Origin of the sequence: Dermacoccus sp. PE3 (assembly GCF_001021715.1) — a bacterium.
GTDB lineage: Bacteria > Actinomycetota > Actinomycetes > Actinomycetales > Dermatophilaceae > Dermacoccus > Dermacoccus abyssi.
Window position 1 is genome coordinate 312,195 of record NZ_LDCM01000002.1, and the last position, 20,813, is coordinate 333,007.

14 protein-coding genes and 1 other annotated feature are annotated in these 20,813 nt (G+C 62.5%); of the genes, 6 read left to right on the top strand and 8 right to left on the bottom strand.

Annotated elements, in window-relative coordinates; all coding sequences use genetic code 11:
• Window positions 1-25: 25 nt before the first annotated feature.
• Window positions 26-667 (bottom strand): hypothetical protein, encoded by a 642-nt coding sequence (locus tag AA983_RS15475; protein WP_129663161.1) that lies wholly within the window; start codon window positions 665-667, stop codon window positions 26-28.
• Here AA983_RS15475 and AA983_RS15480 point away from each other — a divergent pair.
• Together AA983_RS15480 and AA983_RS06890 are read left to right on the top strand one after the other, a co-directional pair.
• Entirely contained in the window at window positions 666-878 is a 213-nt protein-coding gene (locus AA983_RS15480) for a hypothetical protein (RefSeq protein WP_156170264.1), read from the top strand. The two genes, AA983_RS15475 and AA983_RS15480, sit on opposite strands and share 2 nt — an antisense overlap.
• A gap of 300 nt (window positions 879-1,178) precedes the next feature.
• Window positions 1,179-2,132 carry a hypothetical protein gene (locus AA983_RS06890; RefSeq protein WP_156170267.1) on the top strand — a complete coding sequence of 318 codons (954 nt, stop codon included), beginning with the start codon at window positions 1,179-1,181 and terminating at the stop codon, window positions 2,130-2,132.
• Between the two features lie 43 nt (window positions 2,133-2,175).
• Here AA983_RS06890 and AA983_RS06895 read toward each other — a convergent pair whose 3' ends face one another.
• Window positions 2,176-5,244 (bottom strand): DEAD/DEAH box helicase, encoded by a 3,069-nt coding sequence (locus tag AA983_RS06895; protein WP_052946961.1) that lies wholly within the window; start codon window positions 5,242-5,244, stop codon window positions 2,176-2,178.
• A gap of 343 nt (window positions 5,245-5,587) precedes the next feature.
• On the opposite strand from AA983_RS06895, the gene AA983_RS06900 reads away from it, so the two are divergent.
• The gene (locus tag AA983_RS06900) at window positions 5,588-6,673 is read left to right on the top strand and encodes a Swt1 family HEPN domain-containing protein (protein WP_197078980.1); all 1,086 of its coding nucleotides are present in this window, start codon (window positions 5,588-5,590) and stop codon (window positions 6,671-6,673) included.
• 8 nt (window positions 6,674-6,681) lie between these two features.
• Window positions 6,682-9,333: a sigma-70 family RNA polymerase sigma factor gene (locus AA983_RS14790; RefSeq protein WP_052946962.1), complete on the top strand. Its 2,652-nt coding sequence runs from the start codon at window positions 6,682-6,684 to the stop codon at window positions 9,331-9,333.
• A gap of 158 nt (window positions 9,334-9,491) precedes the next feature.
• Here AA983_RS14790 and AA983_RS06915 read toward each other — a convergent pair whose 3' ends face one another.
• From AA983_RS06915 to AA983_RS06935, 5 genes are all read right to left on the bottom strand, one after another.
• A complete protein-coding gene (locus AA983_RS06915; RefSeq protein ID WP_052946963.1) occupies window positions 9,492-10,244 on the bottom strand; it encodes a hypothetical protein in 753 nt (250 codons plus the stop codon).
• The gene (locus AA983_RS06920) at window positions 10,241-10,426 is read right to left on the bottom strand and encodes a hypothetical protein (RefSeq protein WP_047311499.1); all 186 of its coding nucleotides are present in this window, start codon (window positions 10,424-10,426) and stop codon (window positions 10,241-10,243) included. Before AA983_RS06920 ends, AA983_RS06915 begins: the two co-directional genes overlap by 4 nt.
• 106 nt (window positions 10,427-10,532) lie before the next feature.
• Window positions 10,533-13,670, bottom strand: coding sequence for a type I restriction endonuclease subunit R (locus AA983_RS06925; protein ID WP_047311500.1), 3,138 nt, complete (start codon window positions 13,668-13,670; stop codon window positions 10,533-10,535).
• Window positions 13,667-14,878 (bottom strand): restriction endonuclease subunit S, encoded by a 1,212-nt coding sequence (locus AA983_RS06930; RefSeq protein ID WP_082128776.1) that lies wholly within the window; start codon window positions 14,876-14,878, stop codon window positions 13,667-13,669. Before AA983_RS06930 ends, AA983_RS06925 begins: the two co-directional genes overlap by 4 nt.
• The gene (locus AA983_RS06935) at window positions 14,875-16,827 is read right to left on the bottom strand and encodes a class I SAM-dependent DNA methyltransferase (RefSeq protein WP_047311501.1); all 1,953 of its coding nucleotides are present in this window, start codon (window positions 16,825-16,827) and stop codon (window positions 14,875-14,877) included. Before AA983_RS06935 ends, AA983_RS06930 begins: the two co-directional genes overlap by 4 nt.
• A 150-nt stretch (window positions 16,828-16,977) precedes the next feature.
• On the opposite strand from AA983_RS06935, the gene AA983_RS06940 reads away from it, so the two are divergent.
• Window positions 16,978-18,300: a DUF262 domain-containing protein gene (locus tag AA983_RS06940; protein WP_156170272.1), complete on the top strand. Its 1,323-nt coding sequence runs from the start codon at window positions 16,978-16,980 to the stop codon at window positions 18,298-18,300.
• On the opposite strand, the gene AA983_RS06945 is transcribed toward AA983_RS06940, so the two are convergent.
• Window positions 18,275-19,518 (bottom strand): IS3 family transposase gene (locus tag AA983_RS06945; protein ID WP_156170275.1). Its coding sequence is split into 2 segments (ribosomal slippage): window positions 18,275-19,245 and window positions 19,245-19,518, totalling 1,245 coding nucleotides; the frame shifts between segments, so codons are not numbered across the junction. The two genes, AA983_RS06940 and AA983_RS06945, sit on opposite strands and share 26 nt — an antisense overlap.
• Window positions 19,115-19,249 (bottom strand) — a sequence feature (AL1L pseudoknot). (Overlaps the previous gene by 135 nt.)
• A gap of 53 nt (window positions 19,519-19,571) precedes the next feature.
• Between AA983_RS06945 and AA983_RS06955 the strand changes: the two genes are divergently transcribed.
• Entirely contained in the window at window positions 19,572-20,792 is a 1,221-nt protein-coding gene (locus AA983_RS06955; protein ID WP_082128777.1) for a DUF1524 domain-containing protein, read from the top strand.
• Window positions 20,793-20,813: the final 21 nt, after the last annotated feature.

A 20,813-nucleotide genomic window follows, 5' to 3' on the forward strand; every position in this document is an offset into this window, starting at 1 on the left:
GCGCTGATAAAGCTCGAATTCAGGATCAAGAGTTGTGCACGGTGAACGACTTTCCATTACCTGAACACGTCCAGGCGATGTTCTGCTCCTGACTGGAGACCGCGGTGGGCGCGTAGCACTCCCATCCGTCGAACCTCTGATTGTTGCTGTTGCCGTTGTCGAGCGTCACAGGCTTGGCCCAATACGTGGCGCTCACGCGCTTGGCTTCCGCACAGGTCAGCCCGCTGAGTGTCGTCCGGAGGGATGCGGCAGGGTCGTGTGGAGACACCGCCCTGCACGTGGTGTCGGCGACTGACTCGGAACTGGTGGAACTGCTCGCCCGGTCGGCGTATGGCGAGGCTTTTTCCGGTATTCCGCAGGTGTCGCCGAGGATCGGATAGTCAGGCGAACTCAGCCGTTTCACGAGGCCCTGGGGAGCACCATCGGCCACAAGCTGCGACTTGCACATGGACATGCTGGACGATGTGACGAGGTGCCATTGCCCGCCGCTCCATCGCATGATCACGGCCGTGTCGCCCACCTGGTACGGGTTCTCCGAGAACCACCCGCCGCTGCAATCCATGGGCACGTTAGGGCCGAATTGGGCCACATTGCCCTGGCCGTCGGTCAGCCCTTGTCGCGCGAGAGCCTTGTTGATCGAGTTGGCTGTGCACGCGCCCGCTGGCATGGCCGACGATGAACTCGTGCTGCTGGATGTCGTGGACGATGTCGAGCTCGACGATGACGTTGTCGTTGTCGACGTGGAGGTTGACGACGTCGAACTCGTCGATGAGCTCGTGGCTTGGGTTGTTCCACTTGTCGTGGCGGCGTCGGTTGCGTCACCGCCCGAGCTACACGCAGAAACACTCAGCAGTGTTGCACCGGCTAGAGCAAGGTAAGTCTTTCTCATTAGGTCCCCCCTGGGCAGCGCGCCTCCGCTGGCACGATCTCAGGAGTCTATGTCGGATCCGCGGCAGTCGCTCGGGCTTGCGGTCGGCTGAGTCGGGTTGTCGCGTACGCGGGAGCGCGTGCCCTGCCCTGGCGATGATGACGCCCGAATTGCGGGTATCCGAGAATGTCGGCCGGAGTGACCTGGTCCCGACGAATCACGAGATCTCTCGGCAGGTGTCTGGTCTACTTCTCGCAGATGTGGTGACTGGTCCGGGCGCCACTCGGACAACTCAGATCGAGGATTCAACATGGGTGCACGCAAACAGGGAAAATTCATGCTCCCCGAGGAGTTTGACCGGAAGAAGTGCAAGCAGTGGACGGTGCATCGGGTCGCAGACGGTCGGGCGTTCCTGTGGGAGCACGCAACGGACGGAACAACTGTTGAGTGGACGTTTGACGGGCTGGTGTGGGCAAAGTCCCCGACGGCCTCGCACCGAGACGACGAGTTCCGGCTCTACAGCGATCGAGTTGTCGAGATCAAGCACCCGGGGGCGAGCGAGGTTCTGAGCCAGCTCGAGGTGGTCGACGATGGGGAGCCGGAAGACCACGACTGGACCTTCAAGGTCGCGAAGTTCGAAGACGACGATGACCTCGAGAACTACGAGCAGGACAGCGTGCGCTATGTGACCGTCAACAAGCGCCGGGTCTGCTTCATGAACTCGGAGGGCGAGCAGGCGGTATTCCTCGTGGAGTATGGCGACCCAGTTGCGCCGGGACTCGCATCGTGTCGTTGGGGGAGCGAAGAGGGGATGATGAGCGGAGCCGGCTCCACCTCGCTCTTCAGAATCGCACCGGACATGGGGCTGATCGTCTATGGCGGGGACGTTTCCGACGTAGCGTCCGTCGTCACCGGGGACGAGGTGAGCATGGTCCAGGCGTGGGTCGATGCGACGTGGGACGTGTATCCCGGGGCGGGAGTAGCGATCGCCATCGAGCTCGAGGACTTCGACCCCGAGGGCACCTTGGACCACGAGATGCGAGAGCGTTGGGCCGCTGCCTTCGAAGAAGTTAAGGGAGACTTCGGCGACACGTTCAGCGCATCGATTGCGCTCGGCGATGTCGAGCGCAACCAACTAAGGGCACAGCTGGCTCAGGACAGTACCTACGCACGCGTTCGAGAGGCCTTGCGGTGTCCTTCGAAGGATGACGGACGCGCACTGCTGGCAGGTCTGGAAGACGGAGATGTGGCTCCCTTCGCCTGACCGGGTGGTCAGCCTTCGTCCGGTTCGAGTCAGGGTGGTTAGGTCACGCAAACCCATCTACTGTGGCCCTAAGTCCGCCCTCTCCTAGATCGCGTTCTTCCTGAGTGTCCGTGTGCGCAAGCAACGCGTCGGCTGTCGAAAAGTGCGGGAGAGTGCGCCAAGCAGTGCGATCGCCGATGACGTAAAGTCGACGCTTCGCTCGACTCGCTGCCACGTTGAGCAGGTTCGGTTTCGCGGCAGCCCATTGTCTTGCGCCTGGCTTGCTTGCGTCACCTCCAAGGACGAAGAAGACGACTGCCGCCTCCTTTCCCTGGGCACGATGGACGGTGCCACTTACGAGTCCGGGATAGTCCTCTTCGAGTTTCTGAAGTTCAGACGCGACCGCACGAAAGGGAGAGATGGCGATGATGTCCTGGGGCGATAGACCTTCGACGGCGCAAACGCGGTCGATCTCGCGGCGCAGAACACCGACTTCCGCCCGCTGTAGGTGCGAGGCGGTGTCACTGGCGGGTACGTGGAGCCATCGAGTAGGCGGTAGCCCATCGACAGCTGAAGGCTTCCCACTGAAGCCGTGGATCATCATTCCCTCGTAGGCGATTGTGTTGGAGATCGTAAACATGGGGTCGTCGCACCGGCGATGGATTCTGAGAGGGGAAGCGACCCACAGTCGCTCCGGGCCCTGAGTGAGCTCCGTACCAAATCGGGTGACGCGGTCGGCTAGCTTCTGGAGCGACTGCTCCGTTACGAACCATGCCGGGCTAACGGGGTGCCTGGCGGCGATGTCGTGTTCTGCCCGGACGGGCACGCTGACGACTGGCTCCAATTGCATTGGATCACCGACAACAACCGCTCGCTGGGCTCTCCAAAGGGCGCCCACAGCAGCAGAGGGTGACGCCTGCCCCGCCTCGTCGATGATGAACCAGCCCAACGACTCAGGTCCAACGCCTTGGAACATTCTGCCGAGGGACGCGAATGTGCTCGATGCCACGGGCACCGCGAGGAAGAACAGTTGCCACGCCGCCAGGCGTGCCTGTTCATCCAGATCAGCGGGTGCATCCCCTGCGACGACAAACATGGCGGCCCGCAGATCCCGACGGACCCGCGCATTTGCCAGGAACGCCACGTGAAGCGACAGCGCAGAAAGAAAGAGCTCTGAGCGAGCTTCGTTGAGTTCTTCGGTCTGCCAGGGTGCGTGCTGTTCGCGCCGATAGTTGTCTTGGAGCCAATCGTCGTCGGGGTAGTGCCGCCCGAACGTTCTGCGGTCGTTCTCGACGTCCTTCGCAAGACGGTCGAGCTCTGACACGCGAGAATCCAGCCTTTCCCCGACCTGTGAACTTCGGTCTGCGAGGGAGCGTTGATTGCCCTGAGCTCGGTGCAGTTGGTCGCGTACAGAGCCAAGCGTCGCCTCTGCTTCACCGAGGGCATTCGAGAGGGGAGTCAAAGAGTCTCGCCAGCGGCTTCCGGCTTTTCCGAAGGTGCCGAGATTCTCCAGCCAGGAGGGCTTGAGGTGCAGTTGCCTTTCGTATGCTGCGGCGCGCTCCTCATGTGCCTGGCGCGCCGTGGCACATTGCTCGGCGGTCGCCGACTCGGCTCGTTGGGCTTCATGCAACGCAGCTTGAAGACGCTCCCCTTCGGATTGAAGGGCGACAATGTCTGCCTGGAGCTCGGCCACGCGGGCGATCCGGCTCTGGGCAGCAACAGCCAGCGACACAAGATCATCGACCTTTTTCTGTGCGGCTTGGAAATCGCGGCGAGCGTCCGACCACGAGGGGACATCAACTCCGTCTTCCCATGTCTTCAATAGGGCGTCCAGGCCGGGGAGGTCGTGATGTCTGTCACTGAACCACACGTTGGAACGGAAGTCGCCGCGGTACGACTTGCGACCGAGCTTCGCCGCGATCAGGCCCCAGCTTTCGACTGGCGGCGTCGAGTCACCACCCTGGGTCGAGTTCAAGCAACGCGTCGCCAAGTCCTTGAAGTAGTTCGCATCCGATCTCCACCGCTCAGCAATGCTTGATGCCTGCGGCAACTCCTCGGAGATGTTCTCGACGGCACCGTTGTTGCTGGAGGCGACGACCATTTCGAACCCGGTGAGGCTGGCGTCAAGCTGACGGACGGTCTGGCTGTACTGGTCCGTGTTGAACGTGAACTTCTTCCCCGTGAAAGCCTCATTCGGGTGAGGCAGTTCGGAAAGTGCAGAGCCCCGCTGAGTGACGTTCGCGGCAACGAGGTCCCTGAGCATCGTGGTCTTTCCAGTTCCGGGTGGCCCGTTGACGGGCACAACGCCCGGTTGTGAAGCCGCACCGAACAGTGCAAAGTTCACGGCGAACTGCTGGGAGCTTGCGAGCGGCTCTTCGACACGGGACGGCCACCGGCCCGAACGCAGGTACGCCGGATGCAGCCACTCGAGGAGAGCCTCGGGGTCGGCTACGACATCAACTCGGCTTGCCTTATCCAACTGCTCCGTCGGAGTCAGGAGGTGCCGCAAGGGAGCGCTCCACTCCGACTCGGACACAGTCTCGAGTTCTTCGAGGTAGAAGCTGTTGAGAAAGTCGAATGAGGGAAGATCGCCAGCATCCTTCTGCCGAACCAGTTGCGACTTGATCCGGATCTTGGGGACTCGAATCTGTTCCAAGTCACCGGTCCCGGTGGCCCGGACGGCCTGGTCCAACAGTCCCTGGAGGATTTCAGCGTCGACTGGGAGCGCCTCCGAAGCGTTCCTCTCGTCCTTCACGCTGCCGAGCAATGCATCGATACCCGCGACGAAGTCGGCCTGGGCACGCCGGAAGGCATCTGGGCTGAGATCAGGGGAGGACGAGTTCGCGATGCGGCCGAGTGCCCATGCGGCGGTAGAGCACACTGCCGAGTCAAGGATGAGCCGTCCGCTCTCATCAACGACGAGGGCGGCGCAGGCACTTTCGCCCAGGGGTCTCGGGTCGTAGGCGTCCGCGTCCGCCGGGAAGCATCGATGTAGGACCTCGTAGATGTCACTGATGGCGTAGACGCCGAGATACACGGTGTGTTGCCAGACGCGAGCCACGCCGCTGGAGGTCTCCTTCGGTTCGGGAAGGGTGAACCACGGCAGCGGGTCCTGAGGCTGGACGTCAGCCACTCGCGGCGTACCTGAAGGCGCCTTTCTAGGGACCGACTGGGGGCTGAACAGTTCGATCAGCCGCCAGTGATCGAGAACGTCATTTGGCGAGGCAGTCCGGGAGGCCATGAGTCGAACTTAGAGCGCGGAGCTATCCAATTGGGAGGAGCGATGCGGTGCAATCAACGACACAACGAAAGGGGTTCCTGTGCCCGCTGCGAGCCCTGTTGCTGTCCAGTTGAATTGCACTCCTCAGGGCCGCCGTTCACCCATACTGGTGGGACCAGTCCCGCCCCGAGCGGGGCGAGGGACGTTTCGGGAGTCGTTTCAAACGCGAACGACTGTCATGAAGGGGTGCTTCATAGTGTTCGATGCGCGGCAGTCGGTCGACCAAGGTCTCCAACATCTGGCCGATCGACTTGAGCCGCTTGTTGAGCGTCGGCTCGCTCCGCACCTCCACGGTTTGCCCTGGACGACGATCCTTCAAGAACTGGACCGGATGCGTGGGAAATCTGTGGGTACGTACGGTGCATCGGACTTGCAATCACAGTTGCGCGTCATCACTGAGAGATTGGGGGCGCTGGGGTTCCCGTTCGACGACCACACGCGTCGGGTGAGCGCTCTCGGCAGTGAGCTGCGCATTGTTCGCAACCAGTGGGCACACTTCGGTGAGTTCGCCACCATCGATGTGTGGCGGTCTCACGACTTCGTCGCGCGACTGTTGCAAGCTCTCGGCGACGAAGAGGGCGCCGAGACCGCCTCTGGGTATCGCGACGACGTCCTCAAGGTTCTGTTCGAGGAAGGGAACGTTGCAGCTCCCGAACTGAGGACTGACATCGTTGAGGGCGTCGGCTCTATCGGGGGCACTGTCGAGGCCGAATTTGTCGAGCCTGAGCCGGCCGTTCTCAGCCGAGACAGCGATGAGGGAACCCCCACAATCGGCTCGGAGCGTTCTGTCTTCCAGCCGTGGCTCGTCGTCGCAGTCGGTGATCCGTCCGTCTTGGATGCCATGCGAACGAAACGGGCCAAGGAGCAGGTGCGGGCCGTCGCCGTGGAGATCGCCAACTTCGAGGGACCCATCCACATTGATCGGCTTGCCACACTGACGGCGCAATCATTTGGCTTTCGGAAGCTCCACCCAGATCGTCGACGAAAGCTCACTTACCAGATTCGTCAGAGCGGGCTCACTGTTGATGATGACAAGTTCGTCTGGCCCACCAGTGCAGATCCGATGTCCTGGCGTGAGTTCAGGCCGAGCGACAGCAACGCCAACCGGGACTTCGAGCACATCAGTCCCGTTGAGGTGGCCAACGCGATTCGCATCGTCACTGAGCAGAACGTGGGCATGACGGACACTGAAGTGGACAGGATCGTCCTACGAACCTTCGGTCGTCGGAAGCGCACCAAGCGCCTTGCCGCGCACCTTGAGCGTGCCTACTCCCTCCTGTGAGTTGAACGATGGCGAGATACGAGTCGGACGGCACGAAAGCGAAATACCCGGCCCAGCGGCGAAATCACATTGCGGCTGCGCTGGCGGAGCTTGATGCGGAAGAATCCTTCGTTCGAAGTCAGCTGGAGGAGTTGCAGCAGCGACTGGCGGCGATTCAGGAGGAACGCGATCAGCTGACGACGAGGCGATTTCGTCGTGAACTGGGGCTCCTCGACGCGGCCGATAGTGATGACGGCGCAGGCGAGGCGGATCAAGAAGCCACGGTCGACTCCTTGTCTCTCTATGCGTGGCAACGTCACGCCTTGGAAGCGTGGGAAGCCGCAACTCACCGGGGCGTGGTGGAAGCCGTAACGGGTGCGGGGAAGACTCGAGTCGGTCTGGCCGCCATCGCCTTGGCTCGTGCGGAACAGCGGCGCGTTGTTGTCCTCGCGCCAACCAAAGTTCTGGTCGAGCAGTGGCAGCGCGTCCTACGCGACGCCTTTCCGAGTGCACGAATCTCGAAGGAGCGCGATCGACGTTCGTGGGACATTCTGGTGAGCACCGTCCAGGGTGTTGTTCGTCAGAACGGCTCCCTCCCGTTGCGGACAGGGGAAGAACCGCTACTCATCGCTGACGAATGCCACCGCTTTGGAGCAGACACATACTCGCGCGCGCTGACCGAGCAGTACAGCTGGCGACTTGGACTTTCGGCAACGGTCGAGCGTGGCGATTTCGGCGACTACACGCTGATGAAGTTCTTCGGGAGCGTCGTCTTCAAGCTGGGGTACGAGCAGGCCCTCAAGGAAGCCGTTATCGCGCCGTACTCCATCGCGTTCGCCGCCGTCGACCTCACGGAACGCGAACGTGATGTCTATGCGGAGGCGGACGATCGCGTCCGGTCGGCCCGCTATACCCTGATTTCACGCCACGGGCTAAACGATAAGGATCCTTTGGCATTCCTGAGTGCCGTTCAGCAGCTCGCACAGTCGTACGACAACGGACGGGGTGAAGCAAGGGCATACCTGGCCGCTTTCAATGATCGGCGCGCCGTGTTGGCGGACGCCGCGCAGAAGCAGCAACTCCTGGCGGCAGTGGCCGATATTATCCGAGACGGATGCGGAACGCTCATCTTCACGCAGACTACTGCCTCAGCGGAGAAGGCTGCCGACGTGTTGAAAGCGCAGGGCTGCGCTGCTGAGAGTATCCACGGCGGAACGACGGACCAAGAGCGTGAGGAACACTTGGTGGCACTCGGCCATGGACATCTCCCTGCTCTCGCTGCACCGCGAATCCTCGATGAGGGAATAGACGTTCCCGACGTAGACCTAGGCATCATGCTTGCGAGGAGCCGAAGCCGGCGCCAAGCCATTCAGCGCCTCGGACGCATCGTTCGGAAGAAGAGCGACGGTCGGGGTGCGCGCTTCATCGTCGTCTTTGCGCGGAACACCGCGGAGGACCCCGACAACCTCCAGGACAGCGAGAACGAGTTTGCGGAGATGCTTCCCTTCGCTCGCGAAACTCTGCGCATCAATCTGTCGTCCGAGGGCGTTGCGCCCCTGCGAGCCTTCTTGGGCGGTGGTGTGTCGGCGGTGGACGACACAGAAGAACTCGATTTACAGCTCCAAGCAGCTGAGTCCTCTGGCGATGGCGAGCTTGAAGTTCACGACCCCTCAGACGGGGTGGAACCTTCTGCTGCGCCTGCTCCGATTCGGCCGACACCAGGCGCGACGGACGACGAAGAGTTCATTTGGTCTCTCGCGGATGATACCGATGGTCCCGAACCGACCCTGCGTAGCGGCGGAGCGACGCATGATTCGATCAAAGATTACAAAAAAGGTATTGGCCGGTTCAGGCTGCTTTCAGCAGCAGATGAAGTCGAACTGGCGCAACGGATCGAAGCTGGCATATTTGCGCAATATTTGCTGGATCACGATCTGAATGGGCGGGTCGATCGAGAAGATTTGCAGAAAATTGTCGAGCTTGGTGCCGCAGCTCGTGAAGCGATGGTTAACTCAAACCTTCGGCTAGTTTTTAGCTTGGCCAAGCGATACTCTGGTCTTGGCCTAGAATTCCTCGACCTGGTTCAGGAGGGGAATCTAGGGTTGATCCACGCGGTCGAAAAATTTGACTATCGGCTAGGCAATAAATTTTCTACCTATGCAAGTAGATGGATTAGCCAGTCAATGAGCCGCGCCCTTGCTAATAAGGGGCGAACTATCCGACTTCCCGTTCATGTGTGGGAGGAGCTGGCTGCCCTCCGGAGCGCGCTTATTCAGGCTGATGTCACCTGGCGTGATGCGTGGCGCACACCTTCACTGATAGATGGAAATTGGTCGCGTGACGAGCTTCTCAAGGTGAGATTCTGGTTGTCCCCAGTTCCCTACATCGAGGACGAGCCGAGGGCTGCTGAACTTCCTGAGGAGCGCCCGACTATAGAAGGTCTTGAAGAAAGAATTGACCTGAGAATAGTCACGGAAACAGTCCTTTCTGCAGTCTTCGACGCCCACGGACACCGATCTGAAGACATCCTTCGCCGCCGCGCAGGAATGGTCACAGGTGACCCAGAAACGCTCGATGCCATCGGGCAGACGTTCGGCGTCACCCGTGAGCGCATTCGGCAACTAGAGCGGCAGGCGATCGTGACCGCACGCGAGGCGTTGGGGGTCGTGAGCGGGAGCTAGGCGCGGATCTCGTCAGTTCTTTTTCAACTTCCTGTAGAGGATCCGGCCTGTCACGTCGAGAAGGGTGCGCTCGACTGCGTCATCGGTGTTGAGCAGTTCGGCCACGCGTTCCTGTGTGTCGCGGGTGACACCGACAGCGAGTGCTGAGCGGGCCGGGGTCAAACGTGTGTCAGCCAGGTCAGGCGCTCATCAGGAGCCCCGCCCACTGGCGGGGTGACGGTGTAACCCAAGTCGGTGAGGATGTCTGCTGCCGTCTCCGGTGAGTCACGCACGGCTGCCTGAAGTTGACGTCGGCGCCAGCGCACTCGGGCTGCCTCCAAAAGCTTGGTGGCTTCTGGCTCGGTGTCGATGCAGAACTCGGCAATGAGGAGTTGTAGGACATCCTCAACGGCAGGGCGAAACCGAGGTCCGCCTACCGGGAAGTGGACCTGCGACAGGTGCGGCTCGCGGCCACCTATCCCAAGTGCCCCCTGAGCGCGTACCTTGGCCTTCCCCGTCTTCCCCCGGAGGAGACTGTAGAGAAACTCGTCCCGGTGAGCATGAATCTGAAGATGTGCGCTCGGGAACGCGTCGCTCATCATCGACTCGTAGTCGTATCGGAACAGGGGCTCGCTCCGGCTGCTGCAAGGGTGGACAGCGAGGGCCGACCTGATGACTTTGAGAAAGCTCTCTCGATGATCCCACGAGCACCAAAAATCGCATGTGAGGCGAAGGGCGGGTTGTGCGTCAATGGTGAGGATGATCTCCTCGCCGTCTCGCGGGTGCACCACGACGCGGGTCGAGTCGGGGCGCTTGGGGCCGCTCTCCGCAACGAATTCCGGGGTGCTGGACCCGAGAACACCCGCGAAGGTACCGGAGAGTTCATCTGCGAAGGCGCTGGCCGCCCGCTGCAGTTCCTCTAGTGCGTTCAAGCGTCGTCGCCCAGCAGGAAGGCGATCTGGTCGAGCCGCGCGAGAACTCGGGCCTCTTCGCTCGACAACTGCCAAGACGCAGCGAAAGCACGCAGTTCCGCCTCCGAGATCTTCAGGCAACCAACAAGCTCTCGGCGTTCGTCGAGCAACTCATTACTCGTGTGCGTAATCATCATGCTCATGGCAAACCCTCTCTCGTTCGCTCGAAAACAGTCTGACACGGAGGTCTGACAGAGGGTAGAACCCGGGTCTCTTGGGATCGCTGTCTTCTGCGGTGGCGGCCCGTGCTCACGCAGCCTCCTTCAACTCCCGATAGAGGATCCGGCCGATCACGTCGAGGAGGGTGCTCTCGACCGCGTCATCGGTATTGAGCAATTCGGCCATGCGCTCCTGCGCGTCGTGGGAGTCGCCGACAGCGAGTACGAGGGCGTCGCGCAGGGTTGTGCTCTCGAGGAACTGGTCCTCGGAGTTCGCCTGGGCCTGGTCACGCAGATCCTCGTCGGCTTCCATCTCGGCGAGGATGCCACCGGCCCATGCCTTGACCTGGTCGTCCTTGAATCCCTCACCGGCGAACCGCTCGTTGAGGCGTTCGACGAGTTCGTCGAGCAGCACCATCTTCGGGTCGCTCTGCTGGCCGGTGCCGGCCTCGCCGCCCGGCTTGAGCTTGACCTTCTCGCCCTTGGACAGGTCGAGCTTGTTGTCATCCTTTTTCGTCGTGGCGATGTTGCGAAGCGTCACGTCGGAGAAGTCAACCGTCACCGTCTCATCGTCGTCGCGTAGGTGCGGCGACAGGAGTCGGTAGAAGATGGAGCGCTTTTCGACGTCGGTGTCCTCGAAGTTGAGCACCTGGCTCAGGAAGTCGTACAGCTTCACGAACGAACGCAGGTCCTTACGGAACATGGCCAGGGCTTCGAGCTCGACCTTGTCCTTCGATGCGCGAGCGGCCTTTCGTCGCTCGACGTAGCGCTTCTTCACGGGCGTCAACCCTCCGGCGAGGGCCGCGTTGCCCTTACGTCGCACATAGGTCTCGACGACCTTCTCAACCTCGTCCTCGTCATAGAGACCGAAGGCGTCGAGCTTGCGCTGCAGCCGGTGGATGGCGTCCGGGTCCGTCGTCTCGACGATCTCGGCCTCTTCGTAGTACGGCTTGAACGCGGCGAGGATGTCGTCGGCCGAGTTAACGAAGTCGAGCACCATCGTGCGTTTGCCTCTCTTCGCTCGGTTCAAACGGGAGAGCGTCTGCACGGCCGTGACACCGGAGAGCTTGCGGTCGACGTACATCGCGCACAGCAGCGGCTGGTCGAAGCCGGTCTGGAACTTGTTCGCCACGATCATGACGCGGTACTCGTCGCCCATGAAGGCCGTGCGTAGGTGGCGCGTGCCTTCGGGGTTCATCGTGCTTTCGCTGTGCTTGGCGTTTCCCTTGACGAGTTCACGCGCGTTCTGAGGCGTCTCGGGGTCGTCGACCTCACCGGAGAACGCGACCAGCGACGTGTAGGCCTCAATCTGGTGACTCTGGAGGTAGCGATCCATGGCGTGCTTGTACCGCACCGCCGCCTTACGTGAATCGGTGACGACCATCGCCTTCGCCTGCCCGTCAAGCAGGTCCTTCACGTTGGCCTCGAAATGCTCGATGATGATCTGCACCTTCTGGGCGATGTTCGTGGGGTGGAGCTTCACCCAGTGCATCAACCCCTTGGTCGCCACCGTCTCGTCGACGAGCATCCCGTCCGCGTCGACAGCGGAATCGGGTGTGGCCTTGCCCGATTTCGTGGCCAGCTGGAACGCCGTGTCATACGTCGTGAACGACTCGAGCACGTCGAGGATGAAGCCCTCTTCGATGGCCTGCGCCATCGTGTAGAGGTGGAACGGGCGCGGCTTGTCCGTGGCCGGGTCAGGGCGCCCGAAGAGTTCCAGGGTGCGGGCCTTGGGCGTCGCGGTGAACGCGACGAACGAGACGTTGTCGGTATCTCCGCGCGCAGCCATTTTCGCTTCGAGGAGATCGTTGACGCTCACCTCGCCGCCGTCCTCCATGTCGGCGATCTCCTGGGGGGACAGCACCTCCTTGAGCTTCGCCGCGGTCTGGCCGGTCTGCGAGGAGTGCGCCTCATCAGCGATGACGGCGAAACGTCGACCCTTGAGCGAGTTCTCGGAAGCGATCTTGTCGAGGACGAACGGGAACGTCTGGATCGTCACGACGATGATGAGCTTGCCCGACGCGAGCGTCTTGGTGAGGTACGACGACTTCGATGTCGAATCCCCGTCCGTGAGGGCTTTCGCGGCTTCGTTGCTGTTGATCGTGGCCACCATGCCGGAGGCCGGTTCGATCTGACGCACTGCTTCCTGCAGTTGATCGTCGAGCACGGTGCGGTCGGTGACGACGATGACGGTGTCGAACACCTTGTCGTCGTTCGCGTCGTGCAGCGTCGCGAGGCGATGTGCCGTCCACGCGATGGAGCGGGTCTTGCCCGAGCCGGCGGAGTGCTGGATGAGGTACTTCTGGCCAGGCCCGAGTGCTCGGGCGTCGGCGACGATCTTCGTCACGGCGTCGAGCTGGTGGTAGCGCGGGAAGATGAGCGCCTTGGAGACCTTCTGCTTGCCGGTCTTGGGGTCGACGCCCTTGTCGGTTTCGTAGTGAATGAACTTACCGAGGATGTCGAGCCACTGGTCGCGCTGCCACACGTCCCGCCACAGGTAGGTGGTGGGTGTGCTGCCGTCTTCGTCCGGTCCGTTTCCGGCGTGGCCGTTGTCGCCACGGTTGAAGGGGAGGAAGTGGGTGTTCTTGCCGTCGAGGCGGGTCGTCATCCACACCTCGTCGTTCGAGACAGCGAAGTGGACAAGGGCACGGATGCCGAACATGAGGAGGGGTTCACCGGGCGGCGGGCGATCGTTCATGTACTGCCGCTTGGCGTGGTCGATCGACTGGCTGAAGTCGGTCTTCAGTTCGACGGTGGCGACAGGAATGCCGTTGACGAAGAGCACGAGGTCAATGCGGTTCTCGTTCTTCGTTGAATAGCGCACTTCCCGCATGACGCGCAGGCGGTTTGCCGCGTATCGGGTGTTGACCTTCGCGTTGGCCGTCCGCTCCGGGCGCTTTTCCATCATGGTGAACGTCGCGGGCGTGTTCTTGAAGCCGGTGCGGAGCACCTGCAGGGCACCGCCTTGCGGGTCGGGCGCATTGAGATTGTCAGCCAGCGCACGCATGAGCTTGTTGCGCGCCTTCGCCCTCTCGGTTTCTGACATCGACGGCTTGATCTTCTTCGCCAGTTGCTCTGGCTGCGTCTCCTCGAGCCACGCAATGACGTCGTCGGGGAAGAGCGCGAGCTCACGGTCGTAGCCGGCGTCGTTCTGGCTGACGAGCCAGCCATTCGCTTCGAGGTGCGCGCAGATCTCGCCACCGAAGGTGAGTTCGTGGGTCTGACTCATGCTGCGTCCTTCGTGACGTCGATCTGGCCGGTGACGGCCGCAGTGATGAGCGCCGAGCGACGCTCCTTGGCGAGTTCGGTGTGGCGCTCCACCTTGGCGATGAGCGTGTCGATCTTGGCGGTCTCGCGGTCGAGGTAGTCAGCGATTTCGCGCTGCTCTTCCAGTGGGGGAAGCGGAAGTCTCAGCTTCCCGACCACACCCGCTGAAATGCCGGGTTGGGCCGCAGCGGTCGAATACTGGCCCAAGTTCATCACTCGAAGCATGGCGGCGAGCCAACGCCAGTCCAGCTTGCGATGAGCCGCCGCTACCAAAGCGTGCTCGCTTGCCCAGATACGACCCTGGACCAGGTGAACGTTGCCGCAAAGTGCTCCTTGACGCCCGATCAGGAGACGTTGGCCAGAGTGAGTCCACGCATCGGTGTATCCGCGCTTTCCGTTGCCGCCGTACACCGGAAACGGACCGTAGTCGTCGATCTCTTCCGCTGTGATTCCGGTCCCAGACGAAAGCGAAATGAGACTCGAGACCTTCACCGTCTTCCATGTCGTTGGAACCTGTGCCCCAACTAGCCACGCAATCCGAGAAGCAGTGGATGGAACTTCGCGCAGTCCACTCACTACCGCCTGCTCGACGACTCCATCACGTCGCTCACGCAGCGTCTCGATCATCTCGTTCTGCTTCGCGATGAGCGCGTCGATCTTGGCCGTCTCGCGGTCGAGGTAGTCGGCGATGGCGCGCTGTTCGGCGAGGGGCGGGAGTGGCAGCCGTAGCCGCGAGAAGGCCCACGGATCGAGATCCCATTGGTCGACTCGGATTCCACCGGACATGCGACCGTACGACTCGATGAAGGGGCGAGAGCGCAGCAAGTAGTGCAAGAACGGCTGGGAAAAGTCATCGCGCAGCGGGGAGAACACGAAGTAGGCCGGACTCACGATGCCTCGATGCGCGGATACGCCTAGCGAGCCCTGCCAGGCCTTCATCTTGTTGAGAACCAGATCACCGGGCCTCACCAAGGGATACCCGCTCAAGTCCTCGGGGATTCGATTCCAGTTGTCGTCGGTGAATCCCCGTGGCACCACTCCGAAGTCCCGGTAGACGGAGAGTAGGGGCTCAACCGAATGCCCCTTGAGTGCCGTACGTCTGTATAGCGTCCACACCGGTGCGGTTCGCCATCGGGCGGGGAAGCCGACCGGCTGCACAACCTGGCTCATCCCTCCACCTCCGACAGCAACGCGATGATCTCCTTGCCGAGCACCTCGAGTTCGGCGTCGATTTCGGCGAGCGGGCGTGGCGGGACGTACTTGTAAAACAGGCGCGTGAAGGGGATCTCGTACCCGACCTTCGTCTTGGTCGTGTCGACCCACGCGTCGGGGACATGCGGGAGCACCTCGCGCTCGAAGTACGCGTCGATCGTGTCGCGGAAGGGCACGAGTTCGGTGTCACGCAGGTCGGTGTTCGGCTCGACGTTGCCCTTGGTGTCGGTGCACACCTCGGCGTCATCGTCGTGCTCGCCGACAGCCCGCCAAATGGCCTTGATAACGGGTGCCCCGAACGTCTGGCCGGCGTCCTTGCAAGCCAGGCGAAGCGCCTTGGTGAACGCGTCGCGGTTCATCCAGGTCTGGCCGCGCAGCGACTCAAGGGCCGTGCGGATGACCTCGCGGTCTGCCTCGTCGAGCTTCGTGACGGCCTTCGTCGACATCGCCGCCTCGAGCGTGTCGTCGGTGACCTCGAACCGTAGGCGAAGGGGCTGCTCGACGGTGATCTCCCAATAGCCGAAGTCGGCGGGTTCCAGGATCTTGGACTGTTCGCTGTCGTCGAAAGCGTCGTAGATGCGCACGATCGCGGCGCGGTCGGCTTCGCTGATCTCGCGGTTCTTCGAGCCGAGGTTCTTGCGCAGCTTCGTCCAGCGGCTCGTCGCGTCGATGAGCTGAATCTTCCCGCGTCGTTCGGCGGGCTTGTGGTTGTCGAGAATCCACACGTACGTCGCGATGCCGGTGTTGTAGAACATGTTGGTCGGCAAGGCGACGATGGCGTCCACGAGGTCGGACTCGATGAGGTGGCGACGGATCTCCGACTCGCCCGACCCGGCACCGCCGGTGAACAGTGGCGAGCCGTTGAGGACGATGCCGGCTCGTCCACCCGAGTTCGCGTCGCTCGACTTCGCGCGACGCATCTTGCTTGCGAGGTGCTGGAGAAACAGCGTCTGTCCGTCGCTGATGCGGGGGAGGCCCGCGTCGAATCGTCCGCCACCCCTGGTGTGCTCTGCGCGCACAACCTGTTCGGACGCCTTCCAGTCGCCGCCGTAGGGCGGGTTGGAGAGGCAGTAGTCGAAGGTCTTGCCGGCGTGCTTGTCTTCGCGGAGTGTGTCGCCGAGCTGGATCGCCTCGACGGCCTGACCTTTACCGATCATGTCGGACTTGCAGATCGCGTACGACTCGTCGTTGAGCTCCTGCCCGGCAAGCGTCACCTTTGCCTTGGGGTTCATCGCGAGGATGGCTTCCTCCGCGACCGAGAGCATTCCACCGGTGCCAGCTGTGGGGTCGTAGATCGAGCGGACGGCCCCCGGCGTGGCGAGTAGGTCGTCGTCCGGGGCGAGGACGAGGTCGACGATGAGGCGGATCGCGTCGCGCGGGGTGAAGTGCTCACCGGCGGTCTCGTTGGAGGCGGTGGAGAACTTGAAGATGAGGTGCTCGAACACCTCGCCCATGTCGGCGTTCGAGACCTTGTTCGGGTGGAGGTCGATGTCGCTGAACGCCTCGACGATGAGGAACAACCGGTCCTTCTCGGCGAGCTTGTGAACCGTCTTGTCGAACGCGAAGCGGTCGAAGATGTCGGCAACGTTGCCGGAGAACGCTGAGGTGTAGTCGATGAGGTTCTCCGCCAGGTTCGCGGGATCGCCCAGCAGCGACTTGAGGGTGGAGGTGCTCGTGTTCCAGAAGTGGAGGCCGTGGTTGCGACGTAGCTTCGCCGCCATCATCGAGGGGTTCGGTGACGATGCGGCCAGTTCTCGGATGTCGTCGCGCTTCCCGTCGAGTACGCACTCCATGCGGCGGAGGATGAGGAACGGCAGGGTCGCGGTGCCGTACTGCGCCGGTTTGTAGACCCCACGGAGCTGATCCGCGATCGACCAGATGAAATTGCCCAAGCCCTGCGCTGACATACCTGCCTTTCGTGGTGCGAATCCTGCGTTGCTCACCCTAGTGGGGACGTTGCCGCTCGTTTGGGCGCAGCGACTAATCGGCTGTGGCGGCTCAGGGCAACGGGAGCCTTCCGCGAAGGCGCAGGGCGGAGCACAAGATTGGCTGGAGCCGTGGGTCAGTGGCAGGCGGTTCCTGCTTTCAGCAGGGCCCTGTGGGCTGCATCACTCACCACGTACCCTGGCCGAATGGAAACGCACGTTCGCACCCCGTGGCAGATCTTCCGGATCCCTCAACAGTTGGTCGTGCCGCCCTTCCAGCGCCCCTACGTGTGGGAGGAGACCGAGCAGTGGGCTCCATTTTGGCTGGACATTAGAAGGGTTGCTGAGTGGCCGCGCGAAGAGTCCCAGGAACCACCGAAGCACTTCCTCGGCGCGATCGTCCTGCAAGCTCAGGTGGTGCCGCAGGGCAGCCTGCCGCTCTCAAGTGTCATCGACGGTCAGCAGCGCCTCACCACGCTTCAGATCCTCATGGACGCTGCAGCCGGTGCACTGAGGAGCCTCGACCAGGTCGAGCTGAGCATGCGCTTGGAAGCACTCACCCACAACGCCGCTGACGCCGTTGATCCAGGCCAGGATCGTCTCAAGTTGTATCACCGCAACCGCGATCGCGAGGCCTTCGTCGAAGTCATGGATGCCGAGCCCCCGGTGGATCATGCGTCGCTCCAACATGCGGGCTCGCGATTGGCCGTCGCGCACGCCTACTTCAGCAAGGTCGTGAACGAGTGGCTCGGAGACATTGAGGAGCCCGACTTTGTGGCCCGCGCGGAGTCGCTGGTCGAAGTGCTCAGGGGGCAGTTGCAGTTCGTTGTCATCAACCTGACGGCGCAGGAGAACGCGCAGGAGATCTTCGAGACCCTGAACGCCCGCGGAACACCCCTGACTGCGGCAGACCTCATCAAGAACTACGTCTTCATGTGCCTCGAAGAGGAAGGGGCTAACACAGAGAGCGCCTATAAGGAGTACTGGCCCTTCGAGGCTCCCTTCTGGGAGGCCGAGGTGAGCGTCGGTCGTCAGAACGTTCAGCGGAGCTCGCTCTTCTTCGCTCAGTGGCTCACCGCGCAGACCGGCGAGGAAGTGGGGTCGAAGGGCACCTTTTCCAGCTTCAAGCGATTGTTTGAGGCGCCAGGCGCTCCGACGATGGGTGAGATGCTCCCTGCGATCGCAGGGCAGGCCGCGCAGTACAAGGAGTGGACGGACGCGGCCGCCAGCCCTGACCGGACATTGGCGCCGACCGAGATGAACGTCTACCGCATGCATGCCGCGGAGACCGAAGTGCTTAAGCCACTCCTGCTGTGGCTGTACCGGCCCGAGTCGAAGATGTCCCAGGAGTCCATCACCAAGAGTGTCGCGTCTGCGGAGAGTTGGATCGTCCGGCGCATGCTGAAGCGTCCCGGGTTTCGTGCCGCTCCTATGCGGGTGCCAACTCTCGGTTGAGGTTGGCGTAGTAGGCGGTCTCGTACTCGGCCGGGGTGGTCATGGCCAGAGACGAGTGGAGCCTTCGGTTGTTGTACCACTCGACCCATCCGGCGGTGGCGTACTCGACGTCGGCGATGGTCTTGTACGGGCTGTCGTGGAAGATCGTGGTGGTGATGCACTCGGTCTTGTACAGGCCGATGACGCACTCCATGAGTGCGTTGTCGTACGCGTCCGCGACGGTGCCGATCGATGCGGCGATGCCCTCGGCGGCCAGGTGCTCGGCGAAGCGCAGGCTGGTGTACTGCGACCCGGCATCGCTATGTGCGATCAGCTCGCCGGGTTGGACGGGGTGCCCGGCTCGGTCGCGTTCCCACAGCGCGATCCGCAGCGGTGTCAGGACCAGCGGTGTCGTCTTGCTCGTCGCGGCGTGCCAGGCCACGACCTTCTGGGAGTAGCAGTCCAGGACGAACGCGACGTACACGAAACCCGCCCACGTGCGTACGTAGGTGAAGTCCGCGACCCACTTCGTGTTCGGCGCTGCCGCGGTGAAGTCCCGGTTGAGCAGGTCACCAGCCCGATGCCCGTCCTTGGCCGGGATCGTGGTGCGTACCGGACGGCCGCGGCGTACCCCGTTCATCCCCGCGACGCCCATGAGCCGATCCACGCGACCGGCGCCGACCTGGTGACCTTGCCTACGTAGCCAGGCGGTCATCTTGCGACGCCCGTACAGCCCTTCCGGGGTACCGACGAGGTCGTGCAGGACGTTGAGCAGGACCGCGTCGGACGTGTCACGGGCCGATGCGCTGCGGTGGCGCCAGGCCCGGTAGGTGCGTGCGGCGATCTGGCAGCCCTCCTGGCGGAGCACCCTGCAGACCGACTCGACCGCGTGCCCCTCGGCGCGCATCTGATCGATGAAACCCATGATCATCGGTTGCGGGGGTCGAGCTCCCCCGCGAAGAAAATCGAGGCCCTGCGTAGGAGCTCGTTGTCCTCGCGCAACCGCTTGACCTCGCTGCGCAGACGACGCAGCTCGGCCAGGTCGTCGCTGGTCGGCCCGTCCTTCAGGCCGGCGTCGACGCGGTGTTGCGAGACCCAGCGGCGCAAGGTTTCACGGCCCACGTCGACCTTCGGTGACACCAACGCGACGGCCTTGGTGACGGACCCGGCTTCCTCGACGCGGTCCAGGACCATCCGCACCGCGCGGTCCTTCACCTCGGGATCGAACTTCTTCGGCATGAACAACATCCTCTCGAACTCGAAAGGAAGCGGCATCACACCCGGGACGCTTCATGCTGTGTCGCCTGCCAAGTTCGAATTTGTCACGTGTCGTTGCGGATTTCATCAAGTCCAATCGCAACGCTGACCCGGATGACGTGCCGGAACGGCTCGCCGGTTACTTGTCACGCCTCGACTCGCCGAGCACCTACTGGCCCGGCGATGCCGAGATTCGTGACAGCCTCGCGTCGGACGCGGTCTATCGAAGCTACCGTCGAGGACGCCTGAGGATGCTCCTGGAGGCGGTCGAAGACTCGCTTCGTGTCACAACGAATCAGCCACAGACGCCGCGGCGCGGGTACCCCATCGAACACGTGCTGCCACAGAAATGGGAGACGAGTTGGCCGGTTGACGGTGAAGAGGCCGCAGAGGAGCGAAGCGCGCACGTGCACCGCCTCGGGAACCTGACGCTGCTGACGCAAAGCCTCAACTCCAGGGTCTCCAACGGCAACTGGGAGACCAAGCGTGGAAAGTTGGCTGAGAACGACACGCTCCTCCTCAACAGTCGATTGCTCAAGGACTATCCGGAGTGGTCGGAGGCGACCATCGACGAGCGAACCCGCACGATGACCGAGACCCTGTTGAGCGTCTGGCCCGTTCCGGAGGGGCACACGGGCGAGCTGCGGGTTGAATCGATGGCATCGGTGTACGACATCGGCGTGGCGCACATGGTTCGGGCGGGATGGCTCGCCGAGGGGCAGGTCCTCCACGCGCGGGCCGGAGTTGAAGGCGAGGCCGTGGTTCGGGCTGACGGGTACCTCGTCGTGGGAGACCAGTCCTTCGAGACTCCTTCGGGGGCAGCCAAGCACCTGACCGGTAAGTCGACCAATGGGTGGCGATTCTGGCAGATGCCCGATGGCCGAGCGCTTCGCGACGTCCGGCTCGAATTTGTGGGCGACCAGAAAAGGGCAGGCTTCGACTGGTCCACGCTGCACCAGATCCTGGAGAACCTTCCGGCAGGTCGCTGGACCACCTACGGTGCCCTCGCCGAGACGGTCGGTACGTCCGCTCAACCGCTGGGTCAACACATGGCCAAGTGCCAGCAGTGCGCTAACCCGCATCGTGTCCTCAGTACCGGAGGAACTGTCGCAGGTGGGTTCGCCTGGGACGACCCGGAGGATGCCCGAGACCCGAAGCTCATGCTGCAGGAAGAAGGAGTGCAGTTCGACGGCGACCGCGCTGCAGCCTCGAGCCAGCTCGGCGCTGACCAGCTTCAAGAGCTGATCGCCGACTGAGACCGCCGCACGGACAAAGGA